The sequence below is a fragment of the Xanthomonas hortorum pv. pelargonii genome (assembly GCF_024499015.1).
Lineage (GTDB): Bacteria > Pseudomonadota > Gammaproteobacteria > Xanthomonadales > Xanthomonadaceae > Xanthomonas > Xanthomonas hortorum_B.
This window is the reverse complement of record NZ_CP098604.1, coordinates 878,491-888,966: the sequence shown is the minus strand read 5'-3', so window position 1 is coordinate 888,966 and position 10,476 is coordinate 878,491. Positions and strand designations below refer to the sequence as shown.

The window sequence follows — 10,476 nt, the reverse complement described above, 5'->3', positions numbered from 1 at the left end:
GTGCCGCATCCAGGCATGTCGCACGTGTCCGATCAGCTGCGCTTGCCGTAGCGCTCCAGCCAATGCGCGTACGACGGTGGCAGCACCCACGACGGGCGTTCTTCGCCCAGCGCCAACGCGGCGTGATACGGCCAATGCGGGTTGGCCAGATGCGCGCGGCCGATCATTACCAGTTCCATCTGCCCGGCGGCGATGACGCGGTCAGCTTCCAGCGGGTCGTCGATATTCCAGGACGAGGCCACCGGCAGCTGTGCCTCGCGGCTAACGCGCTCGGCGAACGGCGCCAGCAACGCCGGGCCCCACGGAATCTGCGCGGTCGGGGTGCTGAAGCCCATGCTGACGTTGAGCAGATCCAGTCCGCTTTGCTTGAAATTGCGGGTCAGTGCGATGGCTTCCTGCAAGGTTTCTTCATCGCGGCCATCGAACTCGATCACGCCAAAGCGTGCGGTGAGCGGCAGGTGTTCTGGCCAGACTGCACGCACGGCTTGCAGCGTTTCCAGCAGGAAGCGTCCACGATTTTCGGCAGTACCACCGTACTGATCCTGGCGCTGATTGGCGTGCACCGAGAAGAAGCTCTGCGCCAGATAACCATGCGCAAAATGCAGCTCCAACCACCGGAAACCGGCATCGCGCGCGCGCTGCGCGGCGGCGACAAAATCGCTGCGTACGCGGGCGATGTCGTCCAGCGTCATCTCGCGCGGCAGTTTGGGCAAGCCGCCACCGAAGGCGACCGCTGAAGGCGAGATGGTGTCCCAGCCACGCGCATCGCCGTCGGCGATGTGGTCGTCGCCTTCCCACGGCAGGTTGGCGCTGGCCTTGCGCCCGGCGTGACCGATCTGGATACCGGGCACCGCGCCGGCGGCGCTGATCGATGCAGCGATACGCGCCAACCCTTCGGCCTGGGCGTCGTTCCACAGGCCCAGGCAACCGGGCGTGATGCGTCCTTCCGGCGACACGCCGGTGGCCTCGACGATCACCAGGCCCGCACCGCCGCGCGCCATGCTGGCGTAGTGGACCTGATGCCAGTCGTTGGTGAGGCCATCCACGGCGGTGTATTGGCACATCGGCGGAATGGCGATGCGGTTGCGCAGCGTGACGTCTTTGAGTTGATACGTGGAAAACAGCGATGACATGGGGGAGCCTGAGAAAAGTCTGGGCGCGATCAGAACACGCCCGGCCGCAGCCCGACACTCTGCCGGTGGCACAGCGCGTTGCACGCACTGGCGGTTGTATCCAAGCGGGCTTAGCCGCTCTTATTCGGTGTGCACGTAGCACCTCGCTTCGATCAAATCCCCAAAACGCTTTGCGGCAGCGTCCGCCATCGGCCAGCGGCACTCAGACCAGCACCGCCTGCATCTGCGCAGACGTGGCCGGGCGCACGTTCGCCATGTGCGCTGCAATGTCAAACTGCAGGGTGTAGTGTCTGATGACTGCTACAGGTTCGTCGTTGGTTGCCGAATCTGAATTGTTTTATTCTGCTGCGCTTCGGCGTGGGGGCGCCGCGCCAACCACGGGCGCAGTCCAGCCCGCATGCCCGGCCTTTCTTCTCTTTACTCGGCGGGTGATCTCATGGTGGCATTGCAGCAGCGCTCGATCGATGCGATTCGTGGGCAGGAAACAACGTTGTTGACCGCATGGCTGGGTTCCAGCTTCGGTAACGACGTGCGTATTTCGCGGCAGGAAATCGAAACCCAGGGCGCGGAATTCCTGCGCTTGCTGGTGGCCTCGTTGAAAGACGGCGGCAGCAGCCTGGACAGCGCCGAATGGAGCGAGGTGCGCCGTTTTCTGGAGACGCTCTCGCGCGACCGTGCCACGCGCGGCTTCGATTCGCAGGAAACCGCCAACTTCATTTTTTCGCTCAAGCGCGTGCTGTTCGAGCTGGTGCAGCGCGAGTACGCCAGTGCGCCGGAGGAGTTGGGCCTGCAGTTGTGGGCGCTGTCCGAATTGCTGGATCGTCTGGGCCTGTACACCGTCAAGGCGTTCCAGAAGACCCGCGAAGACATCATCGTGCGGCAGCAGGAAGAGATGCTGGAACTCTCCACCCCGGTGGTGAAGTTGTGGGACGGCGTGCTGGCGCTGCCGATGATCGGCACGCTGGATTCGCAACGCACCCAGGTGGTGATGGAATCGCTGCTGCAACGCATCGTCGATACCGGCTCGGAGATCGCCATCATCGACATCACCGGCGTACCTACCGTGGACACGCTGGTTGCGCAGCACCTGCTCAAGACCGTCACCGCGATTCGCCTGATGGGCGCCGATGCCATCATCAGCGGCGTGCGCCCGCAGATTGCGCAGACCATCGTGCATCTGGGGCTGGACCTGCAGGGCATCGTCACCAAGGCCAACCTGGCCGACGCATTGGCGCTGGCGCTCAAGCGCACCGGCGTGACCGTGAGCAAGGCGAGCTGACATGGAGCGTATCCCGATCCTGCGGATGGGCGACCTGCTGCTGGTCACCATCCAGGTGGACATGCACGACCAACTGGCGATGACGCTGCAGGAAGATCTGTCGGAAAAAATCAGCGCCACCTCCGCGCGCGGCGTGCTGATCGACATCTCCGCACTGGACATCGTCGACTCCTTCATCGGCCGCATGATCAGCACCATCTCCGGGCTGGCCGCAGTGATGGATGCCAAGACCGTGGTGGTCGGCATGCAGCCGGCGGTGGCGATCACCTTGGTCGAACTGGGCCTGACCCTGCCGTCGGTGCGCACCGCGCTCAATGTCGAACGCGGCATGCGCCTGTTGCAGCAACCCGATCGCGATTCATGACCACAGGGTCGCAACCGGTACGTACCGAACAGGATGTGGTGCTGGCCCGGCAGACGGTGCGCAAGCTGGTGGTGCAGTGTGGCCTGCGTCTGGTTGACCAGACCAAGCTGGTCACTGCGGCCAGCGAACTGGCGCGCAACACCGTGATCTACGGCGGTGGCGGCGATATGGACTGGGCGCTGGTGGAAAACGGCATCCGCAAGGGCGTGCAGCTGACCTTCCGCGACGAAGGCCCCGGTATTCCCGATCTGGATCTGGCGCTCACCGATGGCTGGACCTCCGGCGGCGGACTCGGTCTGGGCCTGTCCGGCAGCAGGCGGCTGGTGGATGACTTTGTGTTGGACACCACGCCGGGCAAGGGCACGCGCATCACCATCACCACATGGAAGTGACGGTTACCGGTGACGTGACCCGCCTGTTTCGCGTCGACGAAGCCAGCCAGGTCGGGCAGGCGCGGCGTGAATCGATGGCAATCGCGCAGACGCTGGGGTTCGACGAAGCCGCCTGCGGTCGCGTTGCGCTGGTCGCCACCGAACTTGCCACCAACATGCTCAAGCATGGGCGTGGCGGCTGCTTTCAATTGTCGGCAGTGGCCGCGCGCGAGGGCATGGGCGTGGAGATCTGCGCCATCGACGAAGGCCCGGGTTTTACACTGGAAGATGGCCTGCGCGATGGCTATTCCACCGCCGGCACACCGGGCACCGGGCTGGGTGCGATCAAGCGCAAGGCGCAGGTGCTGGATGCGTACTCCGATGCCAAGGGCGCGATCGTGATGGTGCGACTGTTTGCGCAACCACGCGCCGAGCTGGACCTGCCGTATGGCGCGGTGCGCGTGCCGCTGCATCACGAAGTGGTATGCGGCGACGCCTGGCAGTTGGCGATCGGCGAGCACCGGGTCACCGTGACCTTGATCGACGGCCTCGGCCACGGGCAAGGCGCGGCCGACGCCGCCGATGCCGGTACGCGCGCGCTGGCAGCGGCCAGCGGCGAGCCCGGCGAGCTCATCGCACGCCTGCATGCCGGCATGTCCGGCACCCGCGGTGGTGCGGCGGCGGTGATGCAGTTCGACAGCCGCACCGGCCAGGTGCGCTTTGCCGGCGTCGGCAATATCGTCGCTTCGCTGTGCGATGGCGATGGGGTGCGCGGCATGCCGTCGCATCCGGGCATCGTCGGGGTGCAGTTTCGCAAGGTGCAGCCGTTCGATTTTCCGAATGCGACCGGCAAGCTGCTGGTCATGCATAGCGACGGCCTGCAAACGCGCTGGAATCTGCGCGATCACCCGGCGCTATTGTCACGCCACCCGCGTATTGTTGCGGCGGTGCTGTTGCGCGATTACGCGCGCGGCCGCGACGATGCCTGCGTGTTCGTCATGCGTTTGGGAGCCATGCAATGAAGTCATCCGATGCCGCATCGGCAGCCGATCCGCTGGCCGAACTCGACGCGCTGCGGCAGCAGAACCAGGCCTTGCGCGAGGAGTTGGAAGAAACCAACCAGGGCGTGCTGGCGCTGTATGCCGAGCTCGATCAGCAGGCCGAACAGCTGCGCGATGTGTCCGAGCTCAAGAGCCGCTTTCTGTCGTACATGAGCCATGAGTTCCGCACGCCGCTCAGTTCGATCCTGAGCATCACCCGCCTGCTGGAAGACGGCATGGACGGGCCGCTCAACGCCGAGCAATCCAAGCAGGTGCGCTTTGTCAGCGCCTCGGCGCGCGAGCTCACCGAGATGGTCGACGACCTGCTGGATCTGGCCAAGATCGAAGCCGGCCGCATCGCCATTTCGCCGGGCTGGTTCGACCTGATGGATCTGTTCTCGGCGTTGCGCGGCATGTTCCGCCCGCTCACCGATGCCGGCAGCACCACGTTGATCTTCGAAGATCCGCCGGCGCTGCCGATGCTCTACACCGACGACAAGAAGCTGGCGCAGATCCTGCGCAACTTCATCTCCAACGCGCTCAAGTTCACCCCGCAAGGCCACGTGCGCGTGTTCGCGCAGCTGGAAGGCGACACCCATGTGCGCTTCGGTGTGCAGGATACCGGCATCGGTATTCCGGCCGAGCTGCACGAGGCCTTGTTCGAGGATTTCGTGCAGGTGGATTCGCCGCTGCAAAAACGCCTGACCGGCACCGGCCTGGGGCTGGCGATCTGCAAGCGCTTCGCCGAGCTGCTCGGTGGCAGGGTGGGGATCAATAGCGTGGTCGGCGAAGGTTCCGAATTTTTCGTGGTGCTGCCGGTGACGCTGGCGGCGGAGAACGCACTTGCCCGGTAGTCATCGCATTCTGGTGGTCGACGACAACGCGGTGACGCGTTATTCGGTGCGGCGCGTGCTCGAGCATCATCAGTTCGTGGTCGAAGAGGCCGGCACCGGTACCGATGGCCTGGCCAAGCTGGCCACGCACGCGTTTGCCGCAGTGGTGCTGGACGTCAACCTGCCGGACATGAGCGGCTTCGACATCGTGCGCAGCTTGCGTGCCGCCCCGCGCACCGCGCTGCTGCCGGTGGTGCATGTGTCGGCCGCATCGATCGCCACCGGCGACATGGCCACCGGGCTGGATGCCGGTGCCGATGCGTACCTGATCCATCCGGTCGACCCCAGCGTGCTGGTCGCCACGCTGCGCACGCTGTTGCGCGCCCGCAATGCCGAAGATGCATTGCGGATCAGCGAGGCCCGCTTCCGCGAGATCTTCGAGCACATCAGCGCGCCGATCGCCGTGGTCGATTCCAGGCTGCACACGCACGAAGCCAATGCGGCCTTCCAGCGCCTGATCGGCAGCGCCACACCCGGCGATGCGATCCAGGCGGCGGGACTGGACCAGGCGACAACCGTGCATGCCCTGACCACTGCGCTGGCGCACCGTGCGCGCTGGAGCGGCACGCTGTCGATCATCCGCGATGGCAAGCTGTGCGAAACCGAGTGGCGGGTGTCGCCGTATCGCGAGCCGGATCTGGGTTTGTTGCTGGTCGAGGACGTGACCGAACAGCGTCTGCGCGAGCGCGAACAACGCCAGGAACTGGACACCGCCACCACCGAGCTGGCGCACCAGATCGCCGAGCGCCAGCGCACCGAAATCCAGCTGCTGCAGGCGCAGAAGATGGAAGCGCTGGGAAATCTCACCGGCGGCATCGCGCACGACTTCAACAACCTGCTGACCAGCATCATTTCCGGGCTGGACATGATCCAGCTGGCGGTGGAATCCAACCGCATCGAGCGCGTGCCGCGGCTGGCGGAAATCGCCACCGGCTCGGCGCATCGCGCTGCCGCGCTGACCCAGCGCATGCTCGCGTTTGCACGCAAGCAATCGCTGGATGCGCAGGCGTTCGACATCAATGCACGCGTGCGCTCGCTGGAAGACATGCTGCACCGTTCGATCGGCGAGAACATCGTGCTGGAACTGGATCTGGCGCAGACGCCGCTGGTCGCGGTGGCCGATGCCAACCAGCTCGAAAACGTGGTGCTCAACCTGGTGATCAATGCACGCGATGCATTGAAGGGCAAGGGCACCATCCGCATTCAAAGCGCCGCCTACACCGCGTCCAACGATCCGGAACTGGACGATGGCGACTACGTGGCGGTGAACGTGATCGACAATGGCAGCGGGATCGAGCCGGCCATTCTCAATCAGGTGTTCGAGCCGTTTTTCACCACCAAACCCATCGGCGAGGGCACCGGCCTGGGCTTGTCGATGACCTATGGGTTTGCGCGTCAATCCGGCGGCACCGCGCGCATCACCAGCACCGTGGGCCGTGGTACTACGGTCGCCTTGCTGTTGCCGCGCGGGCTCACCGCAAGCGAGGTGGCGCCGGCCCCGGCGCCCAGATCGCCGCGTCACCGTCATGAGCGCATCCTGCTGGTGGACGACACCGATGTCGTGCGCATGATGGTAAGCGAGGTGCTCAGCGATGCCGGCTACCACGTGACCGAAGCCGAAAATGCCAATGGCGCGCTGGAGCAATTGCGTGCCGGGGTGGAGATCGATCTGGTGGTGTCGGATGTGGGTCTGCCCGGCATGAACGGGCGCGACATGGCCGATGTGGCGCGCGCGCTGCGGCCCGGCTTGCCGATCCTGTTCATCACCGGCTACGCCGAAAACGCAGCCACGCGGCAGGAATTTCTCGCCGAAGGCATGGCCTTGCTGCCCAAGCCTTTCAGCCTCAACGATCTGCTCAACATGGTCGGGCAGATGCTCGACAGCAGTGTGCTTGCCACCCGCGCGTAACGCCGGTGGTGTGCTTGCCCGCGCTCAGCGCGGAGTGTTTATTTCCTCGCGCCTAGCGCGACCTGTTTATTTTCCCGCGCTTAGCGCGCGTAGGCATACGGGCCAAAGGTGGCGCACAAAAAACCGCCTGCCGTCAGCACACGGCCAGTGCGGACATGCCGTTCGCCATGCCACACGCGTGCAATGGCATGGGTGTAGATCTAGCGGCATGTGCGCGGCGGCACGCTTGCCATAGAGCTGCAACATTGCTGACATATCGTGCGCGCGGCGCCACCTTGCGCCTTCGTCCGGCATGCCTGTGCCGACGGACGTCACCTCACTCTACTTAGAGCGGCTAACAAACGTAGCGAGCGGTCGTCAGGTGGGTGCAGACGGCGCGCAGGAACCGGAGTGTACGAGTGGGTACATGAGGATTCCGAGCACCGGCTGCGCCCGCCTGGCGGCCGCGCAGTAGTTTGTTAGCCGCTCTTACTCCAAGGATCACCTCGTATGTCGTTGTATTCGTCTGTCTCCGCGTCCCTGACGTCCGCCGCCACGCACGCTTCTGCACGCCGTTGCGCCGCCTTGCAGCGCACACCGCTGGCGCGCGCCTGTGCCGGCCTGTTGCTTGCTTCGATGGCCGCCGCCGCATCTGCGCAGCAAACGCCGACGACCCAGGGCGAGGGCAGCGCGACCGCGCTGGATGCGGTCACCGTCACCGCCGAGCACCGCGAGCAGAACCTGCAGGAGGTGCCGGTATCGGTGGGCGTGGTGCAGGGCGTGGCGATGCGCGAGTTCACCGCAGGCGGCGACGACACCTTGCTGGCACTGTCCGGCCGCGTGCCGGGCTTCTATGCCGAAACCACCACCGGGCGCATCTTCCCGCGCTTCTACATCCGTGGCCTGGGCAATATCGATTTCTATCTTGGCGCTTCGCAGCCGGTATCCATCATCCAGGACGATGTGGTGCTGGAGCATGTGGTGCTCAAATCCAACCCGGTGTACGACGTGGACCAGGTCGAAGTGCTGCGCGGCCCGCAGGGCACCCTGTTCGGCCGCAACACCACTGCCGGCATCGTCAAGTTCGACACGGTCAAGCCCGGCGATACCTATACCGGCCGCGTCGATGCCAGCTACGGCAGCTACAACACCGTGTCGCTGGATGGCGGCTTCGGTGGGCCGATCAACGACGTGCTGTCGTTCCGCGTCTCGGCCTTGTATCAGCACCGCGACGATTGGGTGGACAACACCTTTGCCGGCACCAGCGCCGATGGCACGCGCACGCCGCGCAAGGATGCGATGGGCGGCTACAACGACCGCAATGCACGCCTGCAGGTGCTGCTCAAGCCCAATGACGCGTTCTCGCTGCTGGGCTCGGTGCATACGCGCGACTACGACGGCACCTCCACGTTGTTCCTGCGCAATGCCGTGACGCGTGGCAGCGACAAGGTGGACGTGCCGCGCGATCGCGTGGCCTACGACGAAGCGAATAATAATCCGCAGGCGTATCAAACCGACGGCGGCTCGATCAAGGCGATCTACGACTTCGGCGGCGTGTCGCTGACCTCCATCACCGCTTACGAAACCACCTCCGGCTACAGCCGTGGCGACACCGATGGCGGCGCGGCGGCGAACTACCCGGTCAACGGCGTGCCGAACGGCTTCGGCCAGTCGATGGGCCAGATCCGCGATCTGGATCAGTACACGCAGGAACTGCGTCTGGCCAGCGAGGGCGACGACGCACTGCAGTGGCAGGTGGGCGCGTTCTACTTCGATGGCCGCGACACCACCGATTTCTATCAGCGTGCGTTTTTTCTGCAGACCGCTGCGCGCAATCCCAACAACTGGGTGCGCCTGCGCAACACCAACACGTCATGGGCCGGATTCGGGCAGCTCAGCTACAAGGCCACCGACGCGCTCACCTTGACCGCTGGCATCCGCCAGACCAAGGACACCAAGGAAACCCGCCTGCTCAAGACTGCCGACACTGCAGCTGGTGCGGTGACATACCGTGGCCGTCGCGACGTGCGCATGTCCGACACCCAGCCCAGCTGGGACCTCAGCGCGATGTACGAAATCAATCCCGAGCTGAGCGTCTACGCACGCGTGGCGCGCGGCTTCCGCGGCCCGACCATCCAGGGCCGCAGCGCGGTGTTCAATTCGGATTTCACCACCGCCGATTCGGAAACCATCCTGTCGTGGGAGGCCGGCATCAAGAGCAGCCTGTTCGACAATCGCCTGCGTCTGAATGTCAGCGGCTTCACTTATACGGTCGATGACATCCAGCTCAACGGCAACGATTCGGACGGCAACGGCGTGCTGTTCAATGCCGACAAGGCCAAGGCCTACGGTCTGGAAGCGGACCTGGACTGGCGCCCGATCTCCAACCTGTCGCTGACCGCCGGCCTGAGCCTGCTGCATAGCGAAATCCAGGACAAGCGCGTGTTTGCGCAGGCCTGCGCGCTCAACGGCGTGGTGGTGTGCACGGTCAACGACCCGACCATCCGCGTCGGCGCCAACACCTTTGCGCAGATCGACGGCAACCCGCTGCCCAACGCGCCCAAGTACAACCTCAACCTGGCCGCGCGTTACGACATTCCGGTGGGTAACGACGGCGCGTTCTTCGTCTCCACCGACTGGAACAAGCAGGGCGAAACCAGCTTCGTGCTGTACGACTCCACCGAGTTCCGCGCCGACGGCAATTTCGAAGGCGGCCTCAAGCTGGGTTACACCGGCGGCTACGGTGCGTGGGAAGTGGCGGCGTTTGCGCGCAACATCACCAACGAGAAAAACGTCAAGGGTGTGATCGAGAACTACATGGCGGCGGTCTACAACGAGCCGCGCATCGTAGGCGTGTCGGTCAACGTCAACTGGCAATGAGTTGCTGATCGACTGACTGCATCACTGCATCACTGCATCACTGCGACATGCGCGTCGCTGTGATGCTTGGCGCGACAACCGAGCCCGCTGCGTGCAGTACGCAGCGGGCTTTTTCGTATCAACGGCTGCGCAATACCGATTGCACCCAACTGACGATCTGCGCACTGCTCACCGCACCGGAATGACGGCCCAGCTCGCTGCCGCCACGGATGACCAGCAAGGTGGGAATGCTGCGGATGCCAAAACGCGTGCCCAGCGCCGGATGCAGATCGGTATCCACTTTTGCCAGACGGACCTGCGGTTCCAGTAATGCGGCGGCTGCGGCGCCATGCTCAGGCACGGCCCGCACCACGGCGCCCAGAAATCCACCACCAACGGCAGCTCGCTGCGCACCGCATGCTTGTCGAAATCGGCAGTGGACAGCGCCACCGGCGCACCGAGAAATAGCGGCTGATGGCAGCTGCCGCACTTGGGCGCATCGCGCAGGCGCGCCTGGGCGACCCGATTCATCGCGCTGCAACGCGGGCAGGCGATGAGAAGCGGAGCATCGGTCATGTCGTGGTCTCCAGTAGGCGGGCTGGCATCGTAGCGTTGGCGGTCGGGCAGCGCTGTGTAAAGCCAGAGGCGC

General features: G+C 64.7%; 8 protein-coding genes, 1 other RNA gene and 1 pseudogene. 7 read left to right on the top strand and 3 right to left on the bottom strand.

The genetic code is table 11. From position 1 onward, the window contains the following. Positions 1-32 precede the first annotated feature (32 nt). Positions 33-1,133, bottom strand: a complete 1,101-nt coding sequence (locus NDY25_RS03905) for an NADH:flavin oxidoreductase/NADH oxidase (RefSeq protein WP_168957938.1) — start codon at positions 1,131-1,133, stop codon at positions 33-35. 436 nt (positions 1,134-1,569) lie between these two features. Here NDY25_RS03905 and NDY25_RS03900 point away from each other — a divergent pair, with 436 nt between their 5' ends. From NDY25_RS03900 to NDY25_RS03875, 6 genes are read left to right on the top strand one after another with little or no spacing between them, the layout of a single operon-like run. Beyond that, entirely contained in the window at positions 1,570-2,412 is an 843-nt protein-coding gene (locus tag NDY25_RS03900; RefSeq protein WP_074056946.1) for an STAS domain-containing protein, read from the top strand. Position 2,413: 1 nt separating this feature from the next. Then, on the top strand, positions 2,414-2,776 hold the full coding sequence (locus NDY25_RS03895) for an STAS domain-containing protein (RefSeq protein ID WP_023903148.1): 363 nt from the start codon (positions 2,414-2,416) through the stop codon (positions 2,774-2,776). After that, positions 2,773-3,168, top strand: a complete 396-nt coding sequence (locus NDY25_RS03890; protein WP_006450589.1) for an anti-sigma regulatory factor — start codon at positions 2,773-2,775, stop codon at positions 3,166-3,168. Before NDY25_RS03895 ends, NDY25_RS03890 begins: the two co-directional genes overlap by 4 nt. Beyond that, on the top strand, positions 3,159-4,169 hold the full coding sequence (locus NDY25_RS03885; RefSeq protein ID WP_168957937.1) for an ATP-binding protein: 1,011 nt from the start codon (positions 3,159-3,161) through the stop codon (positions 4,167-4,169). Before NDY25_RS03890 ends, NDY25_RS03885 begins: the two co-directional genes overlap by 10 nt. Further along, a complete protein-coding gene (locus NDY25_RS03880) occupies positions 4,166-5,041 on the top strand; it encodes a sensor histidine kinase (RefSeq protein ID WP_006450591.1) in 876 nt (291 codons plus the stop codon). Before NDY25_RS03885 ends, NDY25_RS03880 begins: the two co-directional genes overlap by 4 nt. Next, positions 5,031-6,989: a response regulator gene (locus NDY25_RS03875; protein ID WP_168957936.1), complete on the top strand. Its 1,959-nt coding sequence runs from the start codon at positions 5,031-5,033 to the stop codon at positions 6,987-6,989. Before NDY25_RS03880 ends, NDY25_RS03875 begins: the two co-directional genes overlap by 11 nt. A gap of 332 nt (positions 6,990-7,321) precedes the next feature. Here the strand turns inward: NDY25_RS03875 and NDY25_RS03870 are convergent. Next, a non-coding RNA gene (locus NDY25_RS03870) (sX9 sRNA) lies at positions 7,322-7,397 on the bottom strand. Between the two features lie 81 nt (positions 7,398-7,478). Between NDY25_RS03870 and NDY25_RS03865 the strand changes: the two genes are divergently transcribed. Continuing rightward, the gene (locus NDY25_RS03865; protein WP_168957935.1) at positions 7,479-9,848 is read left to right on the top strand and encodes a TonB-dependent receptor; all 2,370 of its coding nucleotides are present in this window, start codon (positions 7,479-7,481) and stop codon (positions 9,846-9,848) included. 118 nt (positions 9,849-9,966) lie between these two features. Here NDY25_RS03865 and trxC read toward each other — a convergent pair. Continuing rightward, positions 9,967-10,403 (bottom strand): annotated as a pseudogene (gene trxC / locus NDY25_RS03860) (thioredoxin TrxC). Positions 10,404-10,476: the final 73 nt, after the last annotated feature.

Excerpts from the sequence above, each read along its gene's own strand:
- NDY25_RS03905 (WP_168957938.1), bottom strand. The coding sequence starts at position 1,133 with ATGTCATCGCTGTTTTCCACGTATCAACTCAAAGACGTCACGCTGCGC.
- NDY25_RS03900 (WP_074056946.1), top strand. The coding sequence starts at position 1,570 with ATGGTGGCATTGCAGCAGCGCTCGATCGATGCGATTCGTGGGCAGGAA.
- NDY25_RS03895 (WP_023903148.1), top strand. The coding sequence starts at position 2,414 with ATGGAGCGTATCCCGATCCTGCGGATGGGCGACCTGCTGCTGGTCACC.
- NDY25_RS03890 (WP_006450589.1), top strand. The coding sequence starts at position 2,773 with ATGACCACAGGGTCGCAACCGGTACGTACCGAACAGGATGTGGTGCTG.
- NDY25_RS03885 (WP_168957937.1), top strand. The coding sequence starts at position 3,159 with ATGGAAGTGACGGTTACCGGTGACGTGACCCGCCTGTTTCGCGTCGAC.
- NDY25_RS03880 (WP_006450591.1), top strand. The coding sequence starts at position 4,166 with ATGAAGTCATCCGATGCCGCATCGGCAGCCGATCCGCTGGCCGAACTC.
- NDY25_RS03865 (WP_168957935.1), top strand. The coding sequence starts at position 7,479 with ATGTCGTTGTATTCGTCTGTCTCCGCGTCCCTGACGTCCGCCGCCACG.